This is a genomic window from Candidatus Epulonipiscium viviparus (assembly GCF_030708075.1).
Taxonomy (GTDB): domain Bacteria; phylum Bacillota; class Clostridia; order Lachnospirales; family Cellulosilyticaceae; genus Epulonipiscioides; species Epulonipiscioides viviparus.
The window spans coordinates 2,652,080-2,678,959 of the sequence record NZ_CP117982.1 but is presented as its reverse complement, the minus strand read 5'-3'; the positions used below and the strand labels follow the sequence as shown (position 1 = coordinate 2,678,959).

The window sequence follows — 26,880 nt, the reverse complement described above, 5'->3', positions numbered from 1 at the left end:
ATATGATACGTTTTGACTTACAGTTTTTTGCTAGCAAAAAGGGAGTTGGCTCATCCAAAAACGGACGCGACTCCGAATCTAAACGTCTAGGTGCCAAAAGAGCCGACGGACAGTTTGTAAAAGCTGGTAACATTCTATACCGTCAAAGAGGAACCAAAATCCATCCTGGCACCAACGTTGGGCGTGGTGGCGATGATACTCTTTTCGCTCTAGTCGATGGAGTAGTTAGATTTGAACGTAAAGGTAGAAGCAAAAAACAAGTTTCTGTATACAGTGCTTAATTTACAAGGGGTTTCAACTTTAAGTTGAGCCCTTTTTTTCATAGCATAAATAAATAAATCAATAAATTATGAATGGAGGTAAAAAAATGTTTGTAGATCATGTAAAAATATTTGTACGCTCGGGGCGTGGTGGCGACGGACATGTGTCTTTTAGACGTGAAAAATACGTACCCAATGGAGGGCCCGATGGGGGCGACGGAGGTACTGGCGGCGATATTATATTTCAAGTAGATTCTGGCATAAATACATTGTTGAATTTTAAACATATTCGACAATACAAAGCTGGAGACGGAGAACCCGGAGCCAAAAAGCGTTGCCACGGCAAAGACGGGTTAGATAAAGTTATTCGTGTTCCAAAAGGCACTATCATAAGAGAAGCGGAGTCTCAAAAAATTATTGCAGACATGTATTTAGACGATCAGCAAGAAATTATTTTTAAGGGCGGCAAAGGTGGCAAGGGCAACCAACACTTTGCAACACCAACAAGACAAGCTCCCAAATATGCCGAAAAGGGGCGCGATGCAAAAGAATATTGGGTTACTTTAGAACTCAAAATGCTTGCCGACGTCGGATTAGTAGGCTTTCCTAATGTTGGAAAATCTACTTTATTATCAATGGTTAGTAACGCACAACCCAAAATTGCGGACTATCACTTTACAACACTTTCGCCAAATCTTGGAGTTGTAACAAACCGGTTTGGCAAACAATTTGTTATGGCTGATATCCCAGGAATAATCGAAGGGGCATCCGACGGTGTGGGGCTAGGCTTTAATTTTCTAAGACATATAGAAAGAACCAAGGTGATTGTTCACGTAGTTGATGCCGCCGGCACAGAGGGTCGCGATCCAAAAAGCGACATTCTAACCATTATAAAAGAGCTAGACAAATATAATCCACAAATTCTCGAAACCAAGCCCCAAATTATTGCAGCTAACAAGATCGACATCTCAAGCGAATATATTGCGGAACTAACAGAATTTTTTGAAATTGGTCGTGGCATCAAAGTCGTCCCTATTTCTGCGGCCTCAAATTCCAACCTACAAACGCTACTACAAGAAATCGATACTCTATTAAGCAGTCTTCCGGCTGATAATATTACATTTGAGCCAGAATTTGTAGAAGATGAAATTAGCAAAGAAAGTTTTACGGTATCCGAAATTGAAAGCGGTTATTTTGCCGTTAGTGGAGTGGGAGTTGAAAAAATGATTGGATATACGTCATTAGATTCGGAAAAGGGCTTCGCATTCTTCCAAAAATACCTTCGCGACAAAGGAATTATTGACAGTTTAGAGCAAGCCGGAATAAAAGAAGGCGACACTGTACGAATTTATGACATAGAATTTGAATATTATAAATAGAAAGGACAAAAACATGACTAGTAAACAACGAGCGCATCTTAGATCACTGGCCCAAAATATTAATAGCACATTCCAGGTTGGCAAAAACTCGGTTACTCCAGAATTAGTTATTGGAATATCTGAAGCATTGGCGGCAAGAGAGCTTATAAAAATAACTGTACTAAACAATTGCGACGAAGATATTACTGACATTGCTCAAATGTTGGCCGAAAGAAGCAAATCTCAATTAATTCAAATTATTGGGAAAAAAATTATTTTGTATAAAATGCCTAAGAAAAATCCAAAAATAATATTACCGGAAAACTAATATTAAACGAGGTGATCAACATGGATATTAAAGTAAGAATAGGTATCATGGGGGGCACATTTGACCCCATACACAACGGACATTTGGTAATAGCACAAGAAGTCCTAGAACAATTTAAACTAGACAAAATTTTATTTATTCCTAACGGCAACCCCTCACACAAAAAATCTATACACATCTCTTCAAAAAAAAATAGGTTTCATATGACCAAACTCGCTATTTTGGATAACCCTCATTTTTTTATTAGCGATATTGAGTATAAAAACGATCGTCCCAGCTATAGCTACGATACTATCTGCAGTTTAAAGCATACTTTTGCAGATAGCGAATTCTATTTTATAGTTGGTGATGATAGCATTTTAGACATTTTAAACTGGTATAAAAGCACCGAACTTATTAATCTTTGCAAATTTATTGTTGTAAATCGACCAAATTTTAACAATGAAGCAGTCTCCACCCAAATCAAATTTCTAGAAGACAATTTTAATGCCACTATTTTGAGAATAGATCACCTAGGATTTGATATTTCTTCTACCGAAATTAGGCATCGAATATACAGCAATAAATCTGTTCAATATTTGGTGCCTCCCTCAGTAGAAGCTTATATAAGAAAAAAAGAATTATACTATAATAAACTCACCATTAGCAAATCAGAGCAAAAACATATAGAAGAAATTGTCGCATCCGCCATGGGGGCTAAGAGATTTAGCCACACTCTGGGTGTTACAGAATTTGGCGTTAAACTGGCACAACATCATGGTGTTGACGCAAATAAAGCTTATTTAGGTTGCATATATCATGACCTTGCAAAAGAAATGGATCACACAGCAGAATACCCTATCGAATTTGATGCCTTCGAAACAGCGCATCCACAATTAAAACACGGAAAAATTGCAGCATTTCTGGTAGAACATTCATATAATATAACAGACCCCGACATATTAGATAGTATACGATATCATACTATTGGCAGACACAACATGTCCAACTTGGAAAAAATTGTTTATCTTGCCGACATGTGTGAATATGGACGTGGCTCTAGTGATAGCTACACTATATTACGAAAACTATGCTTTCAAGATTTAGATCGAGCTATGTACTACTCAATGAAAATAGTGCGACATTCTGTGGTACATGAAAAACAGAAAGAACTTCACCCAAGCCTTAACGGTTTAATAGAAGAGTATGAAAAATATAATTAGAGAGGGTGGATCTATATGGAACCATATGAATTAGCATTAAAAATAGCGCATATTTTAGATAAAAAAAAATTAGAAGATTTAGAGATTGTTGAGGTTAAAGAACTGACCACTTTAACAGACTACTTTGTAATCGCTATTTGCTCTAACACGAGACAATCGATGGCTATTTCCGAAGAACTAGAATATTTGTTAGAAGAAGAAAACATTGCGGCAAAACATTCAGAAGGATACGAAACCGCACGCTGGATCTTGCTTGATTATTTGGGCGTTATAGTGCATATTTTATACAAAGAAGATGCTCAAATTTATGGGCTTCACAGACTTTGGCAAGATGGAAAAAATATTCCTTTTTAATGCTTATAGATGCAGACGTTTTAGGCTGGTCGTCTGCATTATTATTTCAATTTTCATATGGCACTTCTTGATACACATGGTAGTTGAGCCAGTTTGAAAACAGCAAATTAGCATGGGATCTCCACTTAACTTTTGGGGCTAAATTTGGATTATCATCTGGATAATAGTTATACGGAATATTTATATTTCGTCCTAAATTTTTATCCCGTTGATATTCTTGCTCCAAAATATATGGATCATATTCGGAATGCCCCGATACAAATACAAATTTATTATCGCGACTAACCAAAATATATACTCCTGCATCATCGGAAGTTGAAACTATATCAAAATCTTTTGACTGACTTAAAACTAGATTATCCCAGCCAGTATGCCTAGAATGTGGAGCAAAAAATGTATCATCAAAACCTCTCACAATTTGACATGCCTTTACAACTTTATGCTCAAACACTCCAAATATTTTTTTATCTAACACAATTTTATCTATGCCATAATAATAATATAGTGCTGCCTGTGCTCCCCAACAAATAAATAATGTTGAGTATACATTGGTCTTGGCAAATTCTAAAATCTGCAAAAGCTCATCCCAATAATCCACCTCTTCAAAATCCAACATCTCTACTGGCGCTCCCGTCACAATCATCCCATCATACTTTTTATGCTTAATCTCTGTAAAGTCTTTATAAAAATTTTCGAGATGATTTTTGGACGCATTCTTACTTTCATGCGTAGACATATGAACAAAATCTACATTTATTTGTAACGGAGTATTCCCTATTAGTCTAAGCAACTGCGTTTCTGTCTCTACTTTTGTGGGCATCAAATTCACTATTGCTATATTTAGTGGTCTAATATCTTGCCTTTCTGCACGACCTTTTCGCATCACAAATATATTTTCTTTTTGCAATATTTCTGTTGCTGGCAAATTTTGAGGTATTATAACAGGCATCATATCCTCCTATACTTTAGCAAGCGCATTTGTTAAGTCTGTAATTATATCATTGATATCTTCTATCCCTACAGATAACCTCACTAGATCGGGGGTTACACCAGCTTTTAATTGATCCTCTGGGCTTAGTTGACGATGCGTCATGCTAGCTGGGTGCAGCAAATGGGTCCTTATATCCCCAACATGCACTACCAAGGTCGCCAGCTTTACATTATTGATCACAGCTTTTCCTGCTGCGGCACCTCCCTTAACCCCAAAGGTTATTATTCCACTAGCTCCGTTCGGCAAATATTTTTGTGCCAACTCATATGAAGCATTAGACTTAAGACCCGGATAATTTACCCAAGCCACTTTTGGGTGCTCCTCCAAAAACTTTGCAACGGTCAGAGCATTCTCAGAGTGTCTATCCATTCTCACCGCCATAGTTTCTGCACCTATATTTGTGAGATACGCATTAAACGGACTCATCGTACATCCCATATCTCTGAGCAATGTAACACGAGCTTTCAGAATAAATGCCTGCTTTCCAAATGCTTCTGTATAAACCAATCCATGATAACTTGCATCTGGCGTTGTAAACTCCGGAAATCTGCCATTTGTATAATCAAATTTTCCGCTATCTACTAGCAGCCCTCCAACGCAGGTTGCATGTCCATCAATATATTTGGTAGTCGAGTGAATAATAATATCTGCCCCATGCTCAAAAGGACGACACAAATGCGGTGTTGCAAACGTATTATCTACAATTAGCGGCAATCCGTTTTTATGCGCTACGGTACTTACCTTTTCAAAATCTAACACATCCAAACTTGGGTTTCCGATAGTTTCTCCAAACATTGCTTTTGTATTTTTCTTGATATACTTTTGCATTTCTTCTGCAGTTGCATTAGGATCTACAAAATCAAATTCTATACCCAACTTTCGAAGCGTTATATCAAAAAGATTGAACGTTCCGCCATATAAATTTGACATACATAAAATGTGATCTCCAGCCGAGGCCAAATTTAGTATTGCAAGTAACGATGCCGACTGCCCCGATGATGTTGCAATAGCGCCTACGCCACCTTCCATATCAGTAATTTTTTCCTCTAGATATCCGCATGTAGGATTGCTTATTCTAGAATACATATGCCCTGCTGCTTTCAAATCAAATAAATCCGCGACCATATCCGCGTCATCATACTTATATGTTGTAGACTGAATTAGTGGAGCCACCCTCGGTTCACCATTTTTAGGTTTATATCCAGACTGAATACATTTTGTTGCTGTGCGCATTAACATACCTCCTTAAGAATATTTGACGTAATAACTAGTCAAGATTTATAATAACCAACAAAGTTGATTTTTAATCGTATTAAATCATTTATTCTTGCTAAAATAAAATTATTATCATATACTTAATACAAAATAAAAGGAGTGATCTGCTATGAAAGTTACAGTTAAAGTTCCTGCATCCACCGCAAATATTGGAAGCGGAATCGATTGTTTGGGAGTTGGGCTATCAAAATATTTAACCGTTGTAATGGAAGATAATGATAGATTTGAAATAATCTTTAAGCAAGGATTTAATCGAGATATTTTACTTGATGAAAATTTATTTTATACTGGAGCAAAGCGTATTTTTGCTAAAGCTGGTCGAGGATTTCCATTGGTAAAAATCACCATGGTTACCGATATTCCTGGTTCGCGTGGGCTCGGAAGCTCTGCATCTGCAATAGTCGCGGGTGTCTATGCCGCAAATGCGTATCTCAATGATCTGTTTACCGAAGCCGAGCTTATTTCAGAAGCATCACTTATCGAAGGTCATCCAGATAATGTTGTCCCTTGTGCGGTAGGTGGATTTACAATTTCTATGATGGATCATGATGTTACCCACTATCACAAAATAGTTCCCAACCGCGACCTCAGATTTATTACTGCCATTCCAGACTATGAGCTTCCCACTAAATTGGCCCGAAGCGTTATACCCAAAGAATTTTCTCGCACAACTCTTGTCACACAACTTCAACGGGCTTGCTTTTTAGTTGGAGCACTCGCAAGCGGAGATATTCGCCAACTCGAAATAGCAACGCAAGATTTAATTTTCACTCCTGCAAGAAAGGATCTAATTCCTGGATTTGATGCAGTAACCGGCAATGCCATGGCAGCAGGAGCCATCTGCTCGATGATTTCTGGTGCAGGCCCCACATTAATAGCATTTGCAACCCACAACTTAGACTGTATTGCTGCAGCTATGCGACAAGGCTTTACCGATGCACAAATAAATTCTACAGTAGAAATTTTACGAGCAGATACCAAAGGTGCCGTTGTCATCACCGAAATATAATAATAAACGGGTAGACACCTGATTCTTCCTTGTGTGTCTACTTTTTTAATTTTTTTTTGCAAAAGGGGCTTGTCAAACTTTTTTAAATGGTGTATAGTAAACGAGTATTAAATTTGGCGGAATAGCTCAGTTGGCTAGAGCACATGGTTCATACCCATGGTGTCGGGGGTTCGACTCCCTTTTCCGCTATTTTTTTATGCCCAAAAATAAATGCATACACCCTTCACTTTTATAATATAATAATCTATCACAAAATCCATTCCATTTGCAACATCCTTCTCTTACACTCATACCCCCAAAAATCATTAAGGAGGCAACAATGAAATTAACAACTAAACAACTCACTATTCTTAGCCTTTTAATCGCAATACACGTAGTTTTATCACGTCACCTTGCAATACATATTGGCGATTTAATCCGAATCAGCTTTGCATCTGTGGTCACCGGAATAATTGCGGTCTATTTTAAACCCGCTTGGACAATTTTGGCTTGCGGTATCTCAGACTTATTGGCAGCATTGCTATTTCCAACTGGTCCATTTTTTCCAGGATTTACCTTAAGCGCAATGGTTGGCGGCTCTATATATGCGGCATTGTTATATCGCAAACCATTTAGCTGGTATCGCGTTATTGCCATCAAGGCTTTGTCCCTAATTATCGTAACTGCCGGCTTAAATTCTTATTGGCTTTCACTACTCATAGGCAAATCATTTATTGTAATAGCAACTCCACGAATTGCCGAAGAACTTTTAATGTTTCCTATTGAAGTAATATTGTTGGGCCTTACTCTTAAATATTTGGTACCTCAGCTCAAAAAACAAATAGTAATCTAATAAAACATATTCAATTTTGCTATCAAATTAACCCTGGTGATTAATATAAAATTGAAATTCATGCATAAAAAATATTAGAGTGCAAACAATTAAAATGTACCCTCCCAAAACGCCATGCAAAAATATACAAAAAAAATGATATTTTTTAAGGTGATTACTCATATAGATTAATAGACAATAAAATTTATTAATAAAGGGGGGATTAGGCTTTGAGAAATATTCCAAAAGATTTACTAAACGAGTACGACTTAGAAGTCTACAGATCACAATACAACAGAAATAATTTTATATTGGATACAAATAAGGGTAAATATATTTTGAGAAAAGTAAATACACAGCATGAACAAATTATTTTTATGTATGAAGCAATCAATCACTTATACAAAAATGGTTTTACACAAACTGAAATCATTTATCCCACAAAAAAAAATCTCCCTTACGTAACTATCACGGGACAAACTTATATATTACAAAGTCATAAAAATAGTTTAGAAATTGAGTTTAAGAACACCGAAGATATTATAGCAATCATCAAACTTTTGGCCAACTTTCATAAATGTGGATTGAATCTTAAAACTTCTGTACATGATGCAAGTCCAATACATATGAAAGATGTCTATTCTTATTTTACCAAAAGAATCAAAGAAACTAACACTCTAAAAAAAGCTATTCAACCGCTTTCTCAAAAAACTGAATTTGAAGCAATGTTCTTAAAAGACTACAAAGATTATTTAGATCTTGAAAATTTGGCTCTTATGTGTATCAATGAAAACAGTTGTACATCTCTAATAAAACATGCCACCACCAATAGAACCTTAGCACATAACGAATACAAGTATCATTCTGTTGGCAAAACTAACAGTCAACTCTATTTATTAAATATAGATAAATGTGGCATAAATATGCAAATACAAGATTTAAGCTCAATACTTTCCAAAATTATGCAAAAAAATTCTTGGGATATTGAATTTCTCAAAATACTTTTAACTGAATATGAAAATATTCGTCCACTTTCAATCGATGAACGCGCTGTCCTTAAAGCTCTGTTGATTTTTCCTGAAAAATTCGCTTCTATGTGTAACAACTATTTACAATGTAAAAGAAGAAATAATTATAGTATGTTTTTAGTAAAATGGGAAAACATGCTAGTATATAAGGAGAAGCAACTTGCAGCTTCTAAATACATTAAAGAAAATCTCTGACATAATATACTTTAATCATAGGAGGCTTACAGATGAAAAGTAACAGATTTTTAGTCATTGGGATTATCTCCACTCTTGTAGTTTGTCTAGTTGGTGTTATGGTATTTCTAATAGTTGAAATATCACAATTTACTATAGAACCTCAACTAGTCGAAGAGCTTTCCGAAGTCCCAGAACCAGCTATAAAAGAAGTCCAATTAACATTCGATGGAGTGGTAACCAAAATTGATGGCAATAAGTTAATAATTACAAATGTAGACAACCACGAGCCTATAGAGCTAAATATTGTTGGTAGTTCATCAATTTCAGACAAGTACAACAAACAAATTCCACTCTCTCAAATTGTTTTAGGTGAAATAGTAGACGTATCATATAAGATCAACTCTCATGATATAGTATCCTTACAGATTCATCCAATGGCTTTTATGCATCATAATATAGCAAACACACAAATCGATACAAAATCTCAAACTGTTAGTATCGGAACTAAAAAGTATCATATTGATGAATTGGCTATCTTTCAAAACCCTAACCAAGAAATTCTGTCTGATTTATCTAATTTAACTGAATTTGATGAGATTTTAATAAAGGGATTAGAAGACGATATTTATAGCTTAAATATTATAAATGGGCTAGGATATATTCAAGTCACCAATCTACCATCAGAAAATGGACGCCTTGAAATCAACAGGCAAAGGCAAATTCCATTAAACACACTTCCAGATAATACTGTCAAAGTACAAGCCGGAACATATAATCTTGCATTATATTTAGAAAACTACTTGCCTATTATTGTAGAAGATGCCATAATAGAATATGGACAAACCTATATACTAGATGCAGCCAATATTCAACCGATCACTTATGACGTCGCTATTAAGATAGTAAACAATAATCAACCCTATAATCTGAGTATAGATAATATAAGCTACGGTGAAACTAGAAATTTTCAATTACCCCGGGGAACATATACTCTAGACATAACTTCGGCAGGTTTTTATGACTATAGCCATGAATTTAAAGTTCAAGATGATATGGCTTTCCAATTTATTCTTTCTGCAGTACCGCCACCACCGCCACCACTGCCGCCAGCGCCTGAGCCAATTATAGAACCTACGCCTGAACCAATTGTAGAGTCAAACTTAGACGCTGAGTTACTTTTAGACGTCGCACCTATACCTGTTCCTGATGCCGTCTCAGCCGCATTGGATACCTCGGGGCCACAAATTGTAATTGAACCATTACTGCAGCCAAGTACTCCCGCTCCAATAGAACCTCAAATATCTATCGAGCCAGATTTCGAGCTTACAGAATCCGTCGAACCAGAATATAACCATATTATTAATCTTAATACGAATCCACCAAATGCTTCTGTATATTTAAACGGAGTCTATATCGGCGTAACACCTGTATCAAAAAATCTAGACACAGGCATATACAAAGTAGAATTTTCGCTAGAGGGCTATGAAAATTATTCAACTTCGATTATAGTAGAAGAGGAAGACATTCAAACAGACTATTTGTATGTACTTGCACCAAAATAAACAAAATAAGAGAGGACATTAAAAATGAATTACAAAGATCTTTACCAAAAATGGCTCACCGACGAGTGTTTTGACGACGCAACAAAAGCCGAACTTAAGAGTATTGAAAACGACGAAAAAGAAATCGAAGACCGATTTTACACAGAACTTGAATTTGGTACCGCAGGACTTAGAGGCGTTATCGGAGCTGGAACAAACAGAATGAACAAGTATATCGTTCAAAAAGCAACTCAAGGACTGGCAAATTTTCTTAAAGGGCAAGGACTTCAAAATCCTAAAGTTGTAATTGCGTATGATTCTCGAAACAAATCCGACACTTTTGCTATGGATACCGCCTTAGTATTAGCTGCCAACGGCATAAAAGCATATCTATTCGAAAGTTTAAGAGCCGTTCCGCAACTCAGTTTTGCTTTACGCACACTAAAAGCTGATGCCGGAGTTGTTATTACCGCAAGCCACAATCCACCTGAATATAACGGATATAAAGTTTATGGCAATGACGGAGCTCAAGTCATAGCGCCATTTGATAAAATGATCATCGACGAAGTTAATAGCATAACAGACTTCAGTACTATAAAAACCACCACCGAAACAGAAGCGAAAGCTGATGGATTACTAGAAATCATCGGTGAAAATATAGATAAATTATATATCGAACAAGTAAAATCACAAGTTATCAATCAAGATGTAATCAATAAAGTTGCAGACGAATTCAAAATAGTGTATACTCCATTACATGGAACTGGAAATTTGCCTGTTAGACGCGCACTAAAAGAAGTAGGCTTCAAAAATGTTTATGTTGTTGCAGAACAAGAGAAGCCAGATGGAAATTTCCCGACTGTAAAAAGTCCAAATCCAGAAGATCCCAATGCATTTAAACTAGCAATAGAGCTTGCAAAAAAAGAACAAGCCGATATCATAATAGGAACCGATCCCGATGCTGATCGTGTTGGTGTTTTAATTCGTGATGAAAAAGGTGAATATATTGTTCTAACCGGTAATATGATAGGTACTATGTTGACTGACTATATTTTACGTGGCAGAAAAGAAAACGGAAGTCTTCCTACAAATGGCGTTGTCATCAAAACTATTGTCACAACAGAAATGATTAGACCTATTTGCGAGTTTTATGGTTCAGACGTAATAGAAGTTCTTACTGGCTTTAAATTTATTGGTGAACAAATTAAAAACTTTGAAACAACCAACCAACATTCGTATGTATTTGGTTTTGAAGAAAGCTATGGCGCGCTTGCCGGAACCTATGCTAGAGACAAAGATGCTGTTGTTACCAGTCTACTCGCTTGTGAAATGGCTGCGTACTACAAATTAAATGGTATGACCTTATACGAAGCGCTTGTTGCGTTATATCAAAAATTTGGTTATTATAGAGAGGATGTTCAATCATTTACTCTTAAAGGCATCGAAGGAATTGGCAAAATTAAGAATATTATGGAAACCCTTAGAAATCAACAGATTGATACTATAGGCGGATACCAAATCCTTGCTAAACGTGACTACAAAACACAGCAAAGAGTAACCAAAGATGGCACAACTTCTAAAATTGAGCTACCTGTGTCCGATGTTATTTATTTTGAACTATCAAACAACGCTTGGATTTGTGTTAGACCTTCTGGTACAGAACCTAAGATTAAATTCTACATTGGAGTTAAAGGTCAAAGCCTAGAAGATGCCAATAATAAATTACAAGCAATTAAAGATGATGTACTCAAAATTTTAGAACCACTTATGTAAAACTTTAAAGCGGATTCACTTTAACGTGATTCTGCTTATTTTCTTTATTTAAAGGAGATGATTCTATGTATGCACAAGTACAAGACTTGATTAAAGTCAAAAAATATAATCAAGCCACAGCAATGTTAAATGGCATTGAAAATAGAAATGCAGTTTGGTACTACTTATCTAGTGTAATTGCCTACAAAAAAGCATTTTTCGAATCTGCTTTAGAAAACATCAACAAAGCCATTTCATTAGACGGCACCAACAATATATATAACAATTTTCACACCAAACTGATGAGTAGATTTAGCAGTTATAGCCGCGATTACCATAGAACACCTCGATATCGACAAAACAATGGTTGCTGTCCTTGCGGAGACTGTGAGTGCTGTCAGCTTAACTGCTGCGACCTAATTTGCCTAGACAGTTGCTGTGAATGTTGCGGTGGCGATTTAATAAGCTGTATTTAAGATTGGAGAAATAATGTTTGGTTATGTTACCCCACTAAAAGAAGAATTAAAAGTACGTCAGCTAGACCTATTTAAAAGCTATTACTGCGGCCTATGCCAACATATCAAAAAAGATTTTAGCAATATACCGCGTCTTACCCTCAGCTACGATATTACTACAATGGCCATCCTACTAGATGCCACAGATCCTCAGCGCGTTAAGCTCAAAAAACAACCTTGTATTATTAGCCCACGCAAGCGCCCCGTTGTACAACAATCTAAGCCATTAAAATATGCGGCATCAGTAAACGTATTGCTAAGCTACTACAAATTAAAAGACGACTATTTAGATGAACATTCGTTGAGGAGCAAGCTTTTGTTACCTCAACTTAGACCATTTTTACAAAAGGTGCCCTCAGAATTTCGCTTTCTGCATCCTATCATAAAATCCAATCTTAATAAATTGCAAGAACTAGAGCGGTCCAAAAATTTTAGTTCCTTAGACGAAATAGCAGATCCCTTTGCAACATTGGTTGGAACCATAATCCGAAAATATCCTTACACTACAGCAAACAAAGGCGATCTTTATCGATTTGGCTACGCTCTTGGCAAGTGGATATACCTTATGGATGCCCTAGATGATTTGCAGAAAGATATTGAAAATAACAGCTTTAACCCACTCTATGTTCTTTATTATCAAGAAGGACAATCAACAGACGAACTATTCATGACCGCAAAAGACAAACTCGAATTTAGTATATTTAGTCTCGGCGCCAGCTGCAAAGAACTTCTAAACAAACTCGCTCCCAAGAAAAATCGTGAAAAATCGTGCCCTACTTGAAAATATTATCATTTATGGTATGATGGACAAATACACTATGATTTCAAAAAAATGTAATAGCTGTCAAGCGTGCAAAAACAAGAAAGCCAAAACACATAAATAGGTGGTCATATTTACTACTTAGAATTTATCACAAAATACAGCAACTGTAACCAATACACCACCAACAAAAAACAAGAAGTTTGGCCTTATATATTTTATAGTTGGTTCATATGGAATAATCAAAGCTTTCATAGAGGAAAAAGAAAATCTAATACTAGAAAGTATTTTAAAATTAGTTACGTTTACGATTATGGGAATCGTCTTGGTTTTAATTGCCAGCCCATTTATGCTTCCATATTTATCTGAGCCTATTTTGGGAATCGGCGTCGCCTTTCCAACAGAGATCTATTCAACCTCTTTGGTTAATATACCTGATTCATCTTTGGGATTTTTAACTATACCTGTAATATTGGTTGGATTTATTGTTTTGGGCTTTATTGTAGACTACGCTTTAACTTTACTTATCCAAGGTTATTACAAATATTTCAAAAATCTGTAACAAAGTATAGTATCAAGTCATACTATACTAGTATACATTAAAATTGACATTGAGGCGAACATTATGACAGAGATAAATCCTATTACCCATCTAAAAAAAACTTTATGTAATTCTATCGAAAACGAAAACTTTGATCTTTTATCAGAAGAAGTTATCACTATTAGTCAAGAACTAGATCAGCAACTGCTACCTTTATTTAAACAGCAACTAGATGTTTATAATATATATTTACAAATTAAAAAGCCTGTATAAAAAAGAAGTCGAAGTTTTATATTCGGCTTCTCTTTATGTAAGCTCTTTACATACGCATTGAGTTTTGTGAATTGTTTTTGCGTCCAAATAAATTCTCCCAAATTGATTTTTTCTTGTTCTCTTGTTTAGCACTCAAATTTGCCACTTCACGCTTTAAGTTTTGCATTTCTCTAATAGTTTCATCTACTCTTTTATAATAGTTTTCATCCTTATCATTTTTCACGCTTTGCTCCTGTTTAATTTCTTGCATCTGAGCGTCAACGTATGTAATGACGTTTTTTTGAATATCCTCCTGAAGTTCCTCACTTAATTCAGCCATAATTTCATCCTTAATCCTAGCCTTTGCTATTTGCTGACTAGTTATTAAAGAGCTTTCTATCGTCTGCTGTATAAGTTGCAAAAACGCATGCTTTTTATTTTCTAACTCATCAATACTATCGTTTTGTATCGAGGATACTCTTTGACTCTCAACAACAGCCACCCCCTTGCCCATATCCAGTACTCCCAATTCTTCCAAATCACTCACACTATTGCAAACTCCTTCCCCAATTTTTATCTTGATAGCACGCAGCTCTATTCCAGCATTTCTCAATTTTTTGATTTCTTCTATAACATTTAAATTGTCTTGAGTGAATATCCTATGTTTTTGTGAATTTCTAAAAATGTTAAGATTAAGTTCTTTTTCGTAATATCTTAGCACATAGGGTTCCATTCCTAAGGCCATAGAGGCTTCTTTAATAGTAAAAAATTTTTTCTCCATTTCTGCAATTACTCCTCTTTTTCTTCTTATAGTCTTTAATAATTCCCCCATAAATTAGAGGGAATTATCGCCTTAATCTTCACTAAATAATGCTCTTGCAAAAGCTTCTGGGACAAATTCTTGCAAGTCGTCCATTTTTTCTCCAACGCCTATAAATTTTACAGGAACGTTAAAACTCTGGCAAATTCCAACTATCGCTCCCCCTTTGGCTGTACCATCAAGTTTTGTTAAAATTATTCCATCAATTTTTACAACTTCATTAAAAAGTTTAACTTGTGATATTGCGTTTTGCCCAGTGGTTGCATCTAAAACTAGTATAACCTGTTTATGTGCATTTGAATACTCTTTTTCAATAATTCGCCCAATTTTTTCTAATTCTTTCATAAGATTGACTTTATTTTGTAATCTACCCGCAGTATCACAAATTAAAACATCTGATTTTCTTGCCTTTGCCGCAGAAATTGCATCATAGACTACAGACGCCGGATCTGTTCCCTCTTTATTTTTTATGACATCCACACCTGCTCTATCTGCCCATATTTCTAGCTGATCTATTGCGGCTGCTCTAAACGTGTCAGCTGCTGCTAACAGTACGCTTTTTCCTTCTTGCTTCAACTTATGCGACAGTTTGGCTATGCTCGTTGTTTTTCCTGCTCCATTCACTCCCACTACCAAAATCACATTTGGCCTATCATCAACTACTAGCGGATTTGTTAAGTCTGTAGAAATTAAAATATCTGTAATAATATCTTTAAGCGCTTCTTTCAATTCTGCCGGCTCCGTAATTTTGGTACTCTTCACCACATCTCGCAACTGATCCAAAATCGCATCGGTAGTTTCAGCTCCAAAGTCAGACATAACTAGTACTTCTTCTAACTCTTCATATAGTTCCTCATCAATTTTTTTGAAACTTTTTAAAACGCTTTCTACCCCGTCCCAAATATTTTCACGAGTTTTTGTTAAGCCCTGCCACAATTTTTTAAATTTACTCACTAGATTCACTTCTGGCACTTCTTTTGAAATGTCATGCCCCGCTTCAACTAGCTCTCCCTCAAAATAAACAACAGGTTCTTCATCCACCAAATCCTCAACATCTACCAAATCTTCAACATCTACCAAACCTTCAACATCCTCTAATTCTTCTAATTCTTCTAATTCTTCTAATTCTTCTATCGCTTCATCTATCGCTGGAAGCGTCGACTTCTGCGCCATATCTATCTTAAACAGACTTGCCCATTTAGATTTCGCTCGTTCTTTTTTAGATTCAACAACTACTTCCTTTGCCTCTGCTCCATCCATCCAGTCCGCATCTTCCCAATCCGCATCGTCCCATTCCGCATCTTCTGCATCTTCCCATTCTGCATCTTCTGCGATAGCTTTTTCGGCGGCAGCTTTCTGCGGCAGCTTTTTCTGCGGCAGCTTTTCGGCAGCTTTTTCTGCGGCAGCTTTCTCTAGGCAGCTTTCTCGGCGGCAGCTTTCTCTACGGCAGCTTTTTCGGCAGCTTTTTCGGCGGCAGCTTTCTCTACGGCTGCTTTTCTGCGGCAGCTTTCTCTGCGGCAGCTTTCTCTGCGGCTGCTTTCTCGGCGGCAGCTTTCTCAGCGGCTGCTTTTTCGGCGGCAGCTTTCTCTGCGGCAGCTTTTTCTGCGGCAGCTTTTTCTGCGGCAGCTTTTTCTGCGGCAGCTTTTCTCGGCAGCTTTTTCTCGGCAGCTTTTTCTGCGGCAGCTTTTTCTGCGGCAGCTTTTTCTGCGGCAGCTTTTTCTGAGGCAGCTTTCTCTACGGCTGCTTTCTCTACGGCAGCTTTCTCTACAGCAGCTTTCTCTACGGCAGCTTTCTCTACGGCAGCTTTCTCTACGGCAGCTTTTTCTGAGGCAGCTTTTTCTGAGGCAGCTTTCTCTACGGCAGCTTTTTCTGAGGCAGCTTTCTCTACGGCAGCTTTCTCTCGGCAGCTTTTTCTGCGGCAGCTTTTTCTGAGGCAGCTTTTTCTGAGGCAGCTTTTTCTGAGGCAGCTTTCTCTACGGCAGCTTTTTCTGAGGCAGCTTTTTCTGAGGCAGCTTTCTCTGCGGCAGCTTTCTCGGCGGCAGCTTTCTCTACGGCTGCTTTTTCGGCGGCAGCTTTCTCTACGGCAGCTTTTTCGGCGGCAGCTTTTTCGGCGGCAGCTTTTTCGGCAGCAGCTTTTTCGGCAGCAGCCCTTTCTTCAGATTCTGCTATTGCTGCATCTTTTATAGCTTGGATTTGCCTTGCCAATACTTCAGGATCATCCGTTGGCATTTCCCACATTAATTCAGAATCCACCATTTTGTTTATATCTTTTTCTATATTTTCAGACGATACTTTAGGCAGGTCTACAGACATTTCCTCCCTCTTAATAACTTCCTTACTCTTTTTTCCAAACAATTTTTTTATACCATCTAATAAAGCCATTTTCTATTTTCCTTCCTTAACATATTTATCAACATCACTAAGCCTTACAGACAAAACCGTGGACACCCCTCTCTCTTGCTGAGTTATTCCATAAAGAGTATTTGCATTTTCCATTGTTCCTTTTCTATGAGTTATTACAATAAATTGAGTTTTATCAGATAAAGTTTTTAAAAAGTTTACAAATCGTAACACATTTGATTCATCCAACGCTGCTTCTATTTCATCTAACACACAAAACGGAGATGGTTTTAATTGCAAAATCGCAAATAATAATGCAATAGCAGTCAGTGTTCTTTCACCACCCGAAAGCAAGCTCAAACTCTGTAACTTTTTTCCCGGTGGCTTAACGATGATCTCTATTCCAGACTCCAAAATATTTTTTTCATCAGTAAGAGCCAACTTTGCCATTCCTCCGCCAAATAGCTCTGCAAACACATTGCTAAAATTGGTTGCTATATCTAAAAATTTTTTCCTAAATATGGAATCCATTTCTGCTGTCAACTTTTCTATCAATTCATTTAACATTTTTTCGGCTTTTAAAATATCATCTCTTTGAGAAATCAAAAACACATGTCTCTGAGAAACTTCTTTAAATTCTTCTATTGATTTTAAATTTACATTGCCAATTTCTTTGATTTGAGATTTCAACTGAGTTTGTTTCTTTTTTAAATCCGCTACAGTCATTTTTGTATCTGTCTTCACAAAACAGTTTTCCGCTATCAAATTATATTCTGACAAAATATATTCTGCTAAAGAGGACTTTTCTTTTACCAAGCTTTCTGCTCGCAATTCTTGTCTAATCAACTCCTTATCAATAGCAGCAACTAATTCTATCACATTTCGTAACTTATTTCCAATATTTAATTCGTTTTTTGTAATATTAACTCGTTCTCGTTCTAATTTATTCTTTTCTTGCGCAGTGGTTTCTAGTTTATTTTTCACCTTTGCTATCACACTAATTATTGTCAGAGCATCTTTTTCACGTGCAGTTTTTGTAGCTATATGTTGAGATATTGTCTCTTCTATCTTAGCAATATCTATTTGAGCAATTTGTGTTCTATTCATAGTTATATGTCGCTCTAGATCAATTATGTCATTATCTATCTTATACAAATCCATCTCTTGTATAGAAATTTGGTTTGTATATTCAAGCTGAGTTTGCTCAAGTTTTTGCATTTCTTCTTCCATAGTATCTACTGAACGCAACAGTTGAAGCGCTTTTTTTGATTCTATGGCGGCAGATATGTCAGAACGCTTTGCAATCAAGTCATCTAGCTCTTCGGTCAATACTACTATATCTGTTTGCTCAATTGCTTTTTGCATATATGTCATTTTTTCACTAGCTACTGTATATGCGCCGAATATTTGTAATAAATTTTTTTCTATATTATCCTTTGACTGTCGATATTTGTCAAGCGCAATTGTTTTAGTTGCCAACAGATCCATTATTCCAGTCAATCTTTGCTTTGCATTTGCAATTTGCATTTTCAAGTCTTCGATCCTGTCCTCAGCGTTTGCAATTTCATTATTTCGCGCAAAGATATTATTCGTATTTTTTTGACTTCCCCCCGTCAGAGATCCCCCTATATTGAAAATTTCTCCCTCCAACGTTACTACTCGAAATTTATGCCGATATGTTTTCGCAATTGCAGCTGCGTTTTCCATTGTATCTGCTATCGCAATCTTTCCCAGCATAAATGAAAAAATCGCCTCATCTGCAGCATCGCATTTCACCGCTTCATTGGCCATCCTCAAAAATCCAGGCTGATTTTTTAAATTTGCTTTGATACTCGCGTCCATTGCAACAGCCTTTATTGTATCTCTTGGCAAAAACGTTACTCGTCCCACCTTTTTCTTTTTCATTATTGTTATAATTTCTTGGGCATCCCTCTGAGTTTCGGTGATGACATTTTGCAAGCCCGCTCCCAATGCCGTCGCGATTGCGATTTCATATCCTTTTACAACATCCACTCGATCTGCAACAACGCCTACACCTCTAGTTTTTCCTATTTTCAAAGCATCTTTTACGCTAGTATAAAACCCATCATGATTTTCCTTTAATGATAGCAACCACTCTTTCTTGCGTTCTAACTGAATCTTCTCATTCTCTACAGTAGCAACCAGCTTTTCACACTCTTGAGCCGTCTCTAAAAGCGTCGTCTTCTCCGTTTCCGCCACAGATATCTTTACAGCAATATTGTCAGCTTCACTAGTCAGCTGAGTATTTTGGTTTTCTAATTCTCGTGTATCAGCTTCTAATTTTTGCATCTGCAATTCTCGATCTTGATTTTCAAGTTGATGCTTAGAAATACGTTGCTTTAAATTATCTTTCATTTGATCTACTAAAATTAACTCAGCTTTCAAAACTTCGATCTCTTTATTAATCGTAAAGATGTGATCTTTCTCAATAGCCATCGCATCTTCTTTTGCTTTTTTCTCTACTTTAAATGTATTATATTCTTCAACCAATACTGCAAGCCTTGTTTTTTGCTTTGCTTTTACAGAAGATATAGCAGCAATATCCGATTTCAATGCTGCTATCCCTTTTGTAATATTTTCTATTGCAGTTTCTTCTGTAGACTTTAAAACTCTGGCTTCTTTTATCTGCTCATCTAGCATTTTCACTTTCTCATTCATTATAGTTAATTCACTATTTGAGGTGGCATTTTGGCGTTCAAGCTCTATTGTTTCTCGCAGATTTGCTTCCATATTGGTTTGTAATATCTCTTTTTGATCTTTAAGTTGCTTATCTTGCTTTACGAGCGATTCTTTTTCCTTCTTTGTATCTGAGATCTGTGTATTTTGCTGTTCTATTACCAAATTTAACTGAGTTAAACTTTCATCAATTTGAGTATTTTTTTCTACAAATAACGCTATATCTACTTGCTTTAGCTCTTCTTTAACCGTTAGATAACGTTCTGCCTTTGTGACCTCTTTTTCTAACGGTTTTATTCGAGTTTCTATTTCTGCTATTATATCATTTGCTCGCAGTATATTTTCTCGCTCTTTTTCCAACTTCTTCGAAGCTTCTTGCCTCTTAACTTTATATTTATAAATTCCTGTGGCTTCCTCAAACAAACTTCGTCTGTCATCTGGTTTTGAGCTCAACACTTTGTCAATTTGTCCCTGACCTATAATAGAATAGCCCTCTTTGCCAACACCAGTATCCATAAAAATTTCTTGGATATCCCTCAAACGGCAGTTTGCATTATTTATAAAATATTCACTCTCACCAGATCGATATACCCTTCTCTTTATTTCTAAATCACTATAGCTAATTTTTAGATCATCTTCATCATTCTTAATATACAGCGCCACTTCTGCATATCCCATTGGCTTGCGTGTTTCGGTACCTACAAAGATAACGTCCTCCATTTTGCCACCTCGAAGCGTCTTTGCACTTTGCTCTCCCAAAACCCATCTTATAGCATCCGCAACATTACTTTTGCCACTGCCATTAGGCCCTATTATTGCAGTAATACCCGAAGGCACCGCAATTTTTACTGCATCTCCAAATGATTTAAATCCAAAAATTTCTATTTTTTCCAAATACATTTTAATACCCTAATTCTGATAATGATATACATGCGTTAACGCCTGATGCGCTGCCACTTGTTCAGCATCTCGTTTTGTTCGACCACTACCTTTTCCGATCACTTTTCCATTTTGTTTTAATTCTACAACAAACTCTTTTTCATGATCCGGGCCTTTTTCTTCGACAACTTCATAGGCAATCACAGTGTTAACATTTTTTTGAGATTCGATTTGTAATATGGTTTTATAATCTTTATACAGTTTGGTCGCAGAAGTGTGTTTGATAAACTCTATTAAAGTTTTTGCGAGATAGGTTTTTACATCTTCATAGGAACTATCTATTAGCATAGCACCTGTTACTGCTTCAAACGCATCTGCTATAATTGATTCTCGATCTCTCCCCCCTCCCATTTCTTCTCCATGCCCTAGCAAAATATACTTCCCTAGCTCTAACCGCTTTCCGGCTTTAGCAAGAGAAGCTTCACATACGATACTCGCACGAAACTTCGATAAATCTCCTTCTTGTGACTCTGGATATTTCTTAAACAAATATTCACTCACAATTAAATCCAAAATAGCATCTCCCAAAAATTCAAGACGCTCATTATCTTTAACCCCCTGCTCTCGATGCTCATTTGCATATGAACTGTGTGTTAAAGCTAGATCCAAAAGCTCTATCCGCTTAAAAGTATACTCTATTTTTTTCTCAAAACTTTCTAAGACCACTCTTCTATCGTTTGATAAGCTCATTTTTTTCCTCATTTCATTTAGTATTTACATATATTTTGTACAATTATTTCAGTAATTATAACAAAGAATCTGAATTAATACTATTATTTACCTCTATACAATTTAAGGGGCATGGGGTATAATATGGATAAGGGGAATTTACCCAAATATACAGGGGGGTGCAATTTGTGTGCAAGGGGGATAATATAAAAAAATGTAATTGCTGCGGACGAATCATAGACGATAATAGCTCACATATGTCAGCTCATCATGACTTTCTGCTTGTAAAAAAAGAGTGGGGATATTTTTCTAATAAGGACATGACTGAACATAGATTTATCATCTGCGAAGATTGCTATGATAAATGGATAGAATCATTTAAGCTTCCCGTTGAGGAATTTGTAACGACGGAACTTTTTAAAGGAATTAGTTAATTAGTACAAAGTCTAGTTGCGTGGGGCAGCTAGGCTTTTTTTTTATTTATAAGGGGGTAGATTATGCATTTGCAATTAGCTATACTAGAAGATTATTTTAAAGAAAATAGATCGGATGGGTTTATATATAGAATTACTGGCAAGAATAAATATGTTGAAGATTTTTTAGTAGCGTATTATCACAAAGCCAAAACTTTTGGTATAATAATAGAGTCTAAAATACAAAATCTCACAGAAGACAATATACGTTATCTTAAAGATATTCTCGGAGATACATTTATACTTTCACAAGAATTTATAGAACAAAATTTGAAGAAGTGGCTTGTGGGTACACCATCAACCAAACGAACTATTTTTGCAAAACATCTGTACAATACTTTATTGGAATACCAAAAATTAGGAAAAAACATAAGCATTCTCCAAAATACTTATATAAAGTTCATGTGTTGGGCATATTTTAGATTTCAACGCGTATTAAATGTAACTCCTACCGGTCAAAAAATTCTTTATATAGGAGAGCTTTCTAAGCATGAAATAGACTTTTTATCTATCATGGCTTTCTGTGGAATTGACGTATTAATTATTTCTTTAATGAATGAAGTTCGCTATAAAACTCTCGATCCTGCAGACGAAAAATCATTTTTATATAAAGAAGTATCAATGATAGAATTTGCTCAAAATTATAGGGTATCTGATATAACCGAGCTTATTGACCGAAAAATTAAAGCAGAATTGGAGAGGAATATTATCAAAAATTATACTAATGATTGGGTCAACGACGATGCATTTCTAGGATTAAACATCAAAACCCATTACCGTAATGCACAACCGGGATATTTCAATAATATTTTTATATGTTTTAAAGGAGCCGACGATACCGTCTCTTTTGCTAAAAAATTGAATACCTTATATCGTCATATAGAAGATACAAATCGACCTTATATTATTGAAAATCGCATTCCCACTATATGGCCAAACGAAATTTCTCAAGTAAAACGTAGAATGACCATCACCAGCGAAGAGGACCTTATAGACCTTCAACGCAATATAGACAAAATTTCTAATTCAGCATATTTGGATGCTGCACGATCCGCTTTTGTCAAATTAGTTAAGGAAATTAATTTCCATGAACAAAAGCTCAATATTTCAACCAACAAAATTGTACAAATTCTTGCACTCTACAAACGCTACGCAGATGCCTTATTTACGAAACCTCACGACTATCCACCTATATTCATTCTATTTGGTGCGCCTCAAAATGAAATCGAAGTCTATTTTTTAAAATTTTTGGCCAAATTATATGTGGATGTTGTTATAATCATTCCTGATCCACACGAAATTTTATCGGATGTACAATTAAAAATTTTTAAAGATACTAATTTATGTGTAGTAGAATATGAAAATCAACTTCAGCTTACCGAGTATCCAAAAACTCTCGATGCTATTACTGCGACTACCAACGCTTACGAGGCCGAACGTGATTTGGATACCCTTATCTACAAAGATACCGGCTTGTATAGACAGCATCAACTAAGCAAAGCATCTAGTCTTGTGTTGCGAACTACTTGCGAAGAGATTGACATTTTATGGAACGAAGAACTCAAGTTTCGTCCTAATTTTAATGTAGATGGTGATAGCGTTTGCATGCCTGTAATTTTTGCCAAGATTTCTGGTGTACGCAATGACAATCTCAAAGAATATTCCGAACGCATCCGAAATTTTATAATTCCAAAAAATACAGCTGTGTGCGTCCAACCTCCGTTTATAAAGCAAGATAACCTTCAAATGTTTTCTACTGCTCTATTTCTAAAAAATGGACGTCTACTCAAAAATGAGATACAAAACCATCGTGATTATAAATTTGGACATCTCAGATCTGATATGCAAAACCATCTTTTAGACAAAATTGAACTTTTAATTAACTCTAAACTAATAGAAGGTACAGGAACACATGGTAGAGAATATCTCATACTGCAAACACTACTTAATCTTGATAATGATTTTTTAAAGCGTATGCAGAAATTTGATTTCACAAAGCAAAATCCCAAAGTTGTTGTTCTCCACACCAAAGAAAAAATGCATTCTATCGAAGATGCTATATTTTTAGCATTTGCAAATTTAGTTGGCTATGATATAATCATAATGTCTCCAACTGGATATCGCAGCTTTGAACGGTTCTATACCAAAGATATAATTCAAGAACATCAAGATGGAAATTATTATTATGATCTTTCAGCTAGTGATATTCTAGAAAAACCAAAAGAAAAATTAAATTTTTTAGAAAGGATAAAAAATTTATGGCAATAAATATGGGTAAAAAATCTCCAAACACATCCCCTGAATCATCTTCAGATTCTGAATTTGCAGTATCAGAATATAATGTCGCTCAAGATACCGAAAAATTTAAGCAAAGTTTAGTGGGATCTCAAATAATAGAAGATCTTACTGCCTCGCTTGATATTGATAATTTAGAAACTATTGCAAGCTTTGGATCTGACGTTGCAAACGAAATTGCTAAAGTATCCGATTCTGTTTTAAACAGTATGTCGTTAAACAAAATAAACGAATCCAGCGCCATGCTCGTTACTCTTAGTACCATAATGGATCAATTTGATCTCGATGAAATTACAGACGATAATCAAAATTTTTTTACCAAACTATTGAATAATAGCAAAAAAAAATTAGACCAAGTTTTAAGTAAATATCAAACCATTGGTGGTGAAGTTGATAAAATATACATTGAGCTTAAGAGTTACGAAAAAGAAATCCATCAATCTAATATGCATCTGGAACAGATATTTAAAACAAATGTCGCATATTACCACAACCTACTCGAATATATTGTTGCGGGCGAACAAGGCGTTCAGGAAATCACTGCGTATATAGCCGAAAGAAAAGCTGAGTATGATCTTACCGGCGACGCTTCTATCAGTTTTGAAATCCAACACTTAGAGCAAGCATCTCAAATACTTCAAGATCGAACGTATGATTTGAGAATAGCAGAAAGTGTTGCCATTCAGTCGATTCCGATGTTGAAAACGATGCAATTTAGCAATCTAAATCTAGTTCGAAAAATTAATTCGGCCTTTATAATCACATTACCAATATTTAAGCAAGCACTTGCACAAGCAATAATGCTAAAACGTCAACGCATTCAAGCCGACGCTATGGATGCACTGGATAAAAAAACCAACGAAATGCTCTTACGCAATGCACAAAATACAGTAACTCAGGCCCAAATGATTGCCAAACTTACTTCTACAAACTCTGTAAAAATTGATACACTAGAACAAACTTGGAACACTATAAAAAATGGAATAGAAGAAACCAAGCAAATTCAAGAAAAGGCCCTTCAAGAACGAGAGCAAGATATTCAGCGTTTGAATACCCTCAAGGTTGATTATAAAAATTCATTTAGGAGGTAGCTATGAATACGTATTATCAAATTTTGAGTAAATCCACTCCTATTTTAGGATATATTGTTAAAAGAGATACGTTTGAATTATTAGATCTTTCCGAAAACTTTTTAGAGCGTCTTAATATATCCTTTCCGGATTTTAAAGGCAAAACATGTCATAAGGTGCTTCACGACTTAGACTCTCCTTGCTCTTTTTGTCCTCACAAGCTTTTAAAATATGGTGAATTTCATAATTGGCATAGCTATAGTAGAATATCAAAACAATACTATATTCTCAAGTCAACTTTAATTCCTCATGAAGAATTTGAATATGTAATTGCTGGGCTTGCAATTCCTATTTCAAAAGAATTAAGCCAAGTTCCTTCATTACAAACTAACCCAGCTTATGACGCTGCTTTATCTGAATGCGCACAAATTTTACTCGAAGAAACCGATACACAAACATCTATAGAATCCCTACTCAAAACTCTATGCATATTCTTTGGAGGAGTATATTCTTCTATCATTCATTACCACAATGGCATTGGCACTGTTAAATATCGATATAGAACAATCCACGCTCCATATGACCCTAAAGAAAGATTTAACGATCGCTCAATAGCCGAAGTAGAGTCTTGGTACGAATTTTCCGATAGTGATGATAACGTATTTTTAGATAAATCTATACACCAATTTCACAAAACCGATAGGCAATATAAAATATTACAGGAATCTGGCCTAGATGGTTTTGTTGTTGCATCTTTGCGCAATCCAAAAACTGGAGAAAAATTGGGTACAATGGGAGTTGCAAATCCCACAATGCATCTCGAAGATGTTCAGCTTTTACGCACCGTCTCTGCTTTTGTTGTCAACTTTTTAGAAAAAGAAAAGCTTATATTAGAATTTGAAAAAATCAGTTTTGAAGATATGCTAACCGGATTACGCAATAGAAATTCCTATGAACGAACTATTCAACAGCTTCAAAGCAATCTACCAAATTCACTAGGAATAATTTTTGCTGATATAAATGGTTTAAAAGAAACCAATGATAATTTAGGGCATGAATATGGAGACATCCTTATAAAGTGGACCGCCAAATATTTATCCAAATCCACGACAGAACCAGTATATCGAATTGGAGGAGATGAATTTGTTATATTTATCCCCAACAAAACAGAACGTGAATTTTATGCCATTGCCTCTATTATCCAAAAAGGTCTTTTTGAAATGATTTACCTAAATTTATCAGTTGGATATACCTGGGAAAACCAACGTATTGACGTGGTTAATCAATTGGTCAGAACCGATAAGCTTATGTATGAAGCAAAGCAACACTATTATTCTCTCAAAAAATATAATCATATGAATTTAGCAACACAGCAACAAATACTAAAAGAAGAAGTTGAACGTCTCAAAAATGAAATATAGGA

25 protein-coding genes, 1 tRNA gene and 1 pseudogene are annotated in these 26,880 nt (G+C 35.8%); 19 read left to right on the top strand and 8 right to left on the bottom strand.

The window, feature by feature from the left end; all coding sequences use genetic code 11:
• Positions 1–2: 2 nt before the first annotated feature.
• The 5 genes from rpmA (at position 3) to rsfS (ending at position 3,502) form a co-directional block, all read left to right on the top strand.
• A complete protein-coding gene (gene rpmA, locus PCY70_RS11390; protein ID WP_010166860.1) occupies positions 3–281 on the top strand; it encodes a 50S ribosomal protein L27 in 279 nt (92 codons plus the stop codon).
• 86 nt (positions 282–367) lie between these two features.
• Positions 368–1,639 (top strand): GTPase ObgE, encoded by a 1,272-nt coding sequence (obgE, locus tag PCY70_RS11385; RefSeq protein ID WP_305767417.1) that lies wholly within the window; start codon positions 368–370, stop codon positions 1,637–1,639.
• 13 nt (positions 1,640–1,652) lie between these two features.
• The gene (gene yhbY, locus PCY70_RS11380; protein WP_010166857.1) at positions 1,653–1,946 is read left to right on the top strand and encodes a ribosome assembly RNA-binding protein YhbY; all 294 of its coding nucleotides are present in this window, start codon (positions 1,653–1,655) and stop codon (positions 1,944–1,946) included.
• Positions 1,947–1,966: 20 nt separating this feature from the next.
• Positions 1,967–3,148, top strand: coding sequence for a nicotinate-nucleotide adenylyltransferase (gene nadD / locus PCY70_RS11375; protein WP_305767416.1), 1,182 nt, complete (start codon positions 1,967–1,969; stop codon positions 3,146–3,148).
• 15 nt (positions 3,149–3,163) lie between these two features.
• The gene (gene rsfS, locus PCY70_RS11370) at positions 3,164–3,502 is read left to right on the top strand and encodes a ribosome silencing factor (protein ID WP_010166853.1); all 339 of its coding nucleotides are present in this window, start codon (positions 3,164–3,166) and stop codon (positions 3,500–3,502) included.
• A 46-nt stretch (positions 3,503–3,548) separates the two neighbouring features.
• Here rsfS and metA read toward each other — a convergent pair whose 3' ends face one another.
• Both metA and PCY70_RS11360 read right to left on the bottom strand, forming a co-directional pair.
• The gene (metA, locus tag PCY70_RS11365; protein ID WP_305767415.1) at positions 3,549–4,451 is read right to left on the bottom strand and encodes a homoserine O-acetyltransferase MetA; all 903 of its coding nucleotides are present in this window, start codon (positions 4,449–4,451) and stop codon (positions 3,549–3,551) included.
• A gap of 9 nt (positions 4,452–4,460) precedes the next feature.
• Positions 4,461–5,726 carry an O-acetylhomoserine aminocarboxypropyltransferase/cysteine synthase family protein gene (locus PCY70_RS11360; RefSeq protein WP_330696990.1) on the bottom strand — a complete coding sequence of 422 codons (1,266 nt, stop codon included), beginning with the start codon at positions 5,724–5,726 and terminating at the stop codon, positions 4,461–4,463.
• Between the two features lie 151 nt (positions 5,727–5,877).
• On the opposite strand from PCY70_RS11360, the gene thrB reads away from it, so the two are divergent.
• The 10 genes from thrB to PCY70_RS11310 all read left to right on the top strand — a co-directional run bounded on the left by thrB (position 5,878) and on the right by PCY70_RS11310 (position 14,175).
• Positions 5,878–6,777 carry a homoserine kinase gene (thrB, locus tag PCY70_RS11355; protein ID WP_305767413.1) on the top strand — a complete coding sequence of 300 codons (900 nt, stop codon included), beginning with the start codon at positions 5,878–5,880 and terminating at the stop codon, positions 6,775–6,777.
• Positions 6,778–6,892: 115 nt separating this feature from the next.
• Positions 6,893–6,966, top strand: a tRNA-Met gene (locus PCY70_RS11350).
• A gap of 130 nt (positions 6,967–7,096) precedes the next feature.
• Positions 7,097–7,609 (top strand): folate family ECF transporter S component, encoded by a 513-nt coding sequence (locus PCY70_RS11345; protein ID WP_029487947.1) that lies wholly within the window; start codon positions 7,097–7,099, stop codon positions 7,607–7,609.
• 209 nt (positions 7,610–7,818) lie between these two features.
• Entirely contained in the window at positions 7,819–8,811 is a 993-nt protein-coding gene (locus PCY70_RS11340) for a CotS family spore coat protein (protein WP_305767412.1), read from the top strand.
• A 32-nt stretch (positions 8,812–8,843) separates the two neighbouring features.
• Positions 8,844–10,355 (top strand): PEGA domain-containing protein, encoded by a 1,512-nt coding sequence (locus PCY70_RS11335; protein ID WP_305767411.1) that lies wholly within the window; start codon positions 8,844–8,846, stop codon positions 10,353–10,355.
• Positions 10,356–10,379: 24 nt separating this feature from the next.
• Positions 10,380–12,107, top strand: coding sequence for a phospho-sugar mutase (locus PCY70_RS11330; RefSeq protein WP_305767410.1), 1,728 nt, complete (start codon positions 10,380–10,382; stop codon positions 12,105–12,107).
• Between the two features lie 65 nt (positions 12,108–12,172).
• Complete coding sequence (locus tag PCY70_RS11325) at positions 12,173–12,562, top strand: molecular chaperone DnaJ (RefSeq protein ID WP_305767409.1); 390 nt, start codon at positions 12,173–12,175, stop codon at positions 12,560–12,562.
• A gap of 13 nt (positions 12,563–12,575) precedes the next feature.
• Positions 12,576–13,382: a DUF5685 family protein gene (locus tag PCY70_RS11320; RefSeq protein WP_305767408.1), complete on the top strand. Its 807-nt coding sequence runs from the start codon at positions 12,576–12,578 to the stop codon at positions 13,380–13,382.
• A gap of 304 nt (positions 13,383–13,686) precedes the next feature.
• Positions 13,687–13,923, top strand: a complete 237-nt coding sequence (locus tag PCY70_RS11315; RefSeq protein WP_305767407.1) for a hypothetical protein — start codon at positions 13,687–13,689, stop codon at positions 13,921–13,923.
• 63 nt (positions 13,924–13,986) lie between these two features.
• Positions 13,987–14,175, top strand: a complete 189-nt coding sequence (locus tag PCY70_RS11310; protein ID WP_010166839.1) for a Spo0E family sporulation regulatory protein-aspartic acid phosphatase — start codon at positions 13,987–13,989, stop codon at positions 14,173–14,175.
• Between the two features lie 46 nt (positions 14,176–14,221).
• Here the strand turns inward: PCY70_RS11310 and PCY70_RS11305 are convergent, their stop codons facing one another.
• From PCY70_RS11305 to rnc, 6 genes and pseudogenes are all read right to left on the bottom strand, one after another.
• Positions 14,222–14,935 (bottom strand): helix-turn-helix domain-containing protein, encoded by a 714-nt coding sequence (locus PCY70_RS11305; RefSeq protein ID WP_010166838.1) that lies wholly within the window; start codon positions 14,933–14,935, stop codon positions 14,222–14,224.
• A gap of 72 nt (positions 14,936–15,007) precedes the next feature.
• On the bottom strand, positions 15,008–15,928 hold the full coding sequence (gene ftsY, locus PCY70_RS11300; RefSeq protein WP_334307380.1) for a signal recognition particle-docking protein FtsY: 921 nt from the start codon (positions 15,926–15,928) through the stop codon (positions 15,008–15,010).
• Between the two features lie 529 nt (positions 15,929–16,457).
• Positions 16,458–16,817: pseudogene (locus PCY70_RS13885) on the bottom strand (histone H1-like repetitive region-containing protein); the annotation flags it as partial.
• 41 nt (positions 16,818–16,858) lie between these two features.
• Positions 16,859–17,356 carry a hypothetical protein gene (locus tag PCY70_RS11295; protein ID WP_305767405.1) on the bottom strand — a complete coding sequence of 166 codons (498 nt, stop codon included), beginning with the start codon at positions 17,354–17,356 and terminating at the stop codon, positions 16,859–16,861.
• A 3-nt stretch (positions 17,357–17,359) separates the two neighbouring features.
• Positions 17,360–20,911, bottom strand: a complete 3,552-nt coding sequence (gene smc, locus PCY70_RS11290; protein ID WP_305767404.1) for a chromosome segregation protein SMC — start codon at positions 20,909–20,911, stop codon at positions 17,360–17,362.
• A 9-nt stretch (positions 20,912–20,920) separates the two neighbouring features.
• Entirely contained in the window at positions 20,921–21,640 is a 720-nt protein-coding gene (rnc, locus tag PCY70_RS11285; RefSeq protein ID WP_010166835.1) for a ribonuclease III, read from the bottom strand.
• Positions 21,641–21,807: 167 nt separating this feature from the next.
• Between rnc and PCY70_RS11280 the strand changes: the two genes are divergently transcribed.
• The 4 genes from PCY70_RS11280 (at position 21,808) to PCY70_RS11265 (ending at position 26,878) form a co-directional block, all read left to right on the top strand.
• Entirely contained in the window at positions 21,808–22,053 is a 246-nt protein-coding gene (locus PCY70_RS11280) for a hypothetical protein (RefSeq protein WP_010166833.1), read from the top strand.
• Between the two features lie 63 nt (positions 22,054–22,116).
• Positions 22,117–24,360: a YceG family protein gene (locus PCY70_RS11275; protein WP_305767403.1), complete on the top strand. Its 2,244-nt coding sequence runs from the start codon at positions 22,117–22,119 to the stop codon at positions 24,358–24,360.
• Positions 24,351–25,478 carry a toxic anion resistance protein gene (locus tag PCY70_RS11270; protein WP_010166830.1) on the top strand — a complete coding sequence of 376 codons (1,128 nt, stop codon included), beginning with the start codon at positions 24,351–24,353 and terminating at the stop codon, positions 25,476–25,478. The genes PCY70_RS11275 and PCY70_RS11270 overlap by 10 nt, the downstream gene beginning before the upstream one ends.
• Before the next feature lie 2 nt (positions 25,479–25,480).
• Entirely contained in the window at positions 25,481–26,878 is a 1,398-nt protein-coding gene (locus PCY70_RS11265) for a GGDEF domain-containing protein (protein WP_010166828.1), read from the top strand.
• Positions 26,879–26,880: the final 2 nt, after the last annotated feature.